Source organism: Sphaerospermopsis aphanizomenoides BCCUSP55 (assembly GCF_001586785.1).
In the GTDB taxonomy this organism is placed as follows: domain Bacteria; phylum Cyanobacteriota; class Cyanobacteriia; order Cyanobacteriales; family Nostocaceae; genus Sphaerospermopsis_A; species Sphaerospermopsis_A aphanizomenoides_A.
The window spans coordinates 1-255 of the sequence record NZ_LUFH02000252.1 but is presented as its reverse complement, the minus strand read 5'-3'; the positions used below and the strand labels follow the sequence as shown (position 1 = coordinate 255).

General features: G+C 50.2%; 1 rRNA gene. It reads right to left on the bottom strand.

What is annotated here, in order from left to right:
* Nucleotides 1-255, bottom strand: a 23S ribosomal RNA gene (locus tag A0J48_RS26650); the annotation flags it as partial.

The window sequence follows — 255 nt, the reverse complement described above, 5'->3', positions numbered from 1 at the left end:
CACCTTTCCCTCGCGGTACTTGTTCTCTATCGGTCACACAGTAGTATTTAGCCTTACGAGATGGTCCTCGCTGATTCATACGGGATTCCTCGTGCCCCGTACTACTCGGGATTCAGCTACTATCCTTCAACTTTCGACTACAGGACTTTCACCTCCTCTGGTGCAGTATTTAGCTGCTTCGTCTAGTCTCTGGGATTCGATATCGCTGTCCCACTACCCCAACAGGTAAACCCGTTGGTTTAGGCTCTTCCCCTT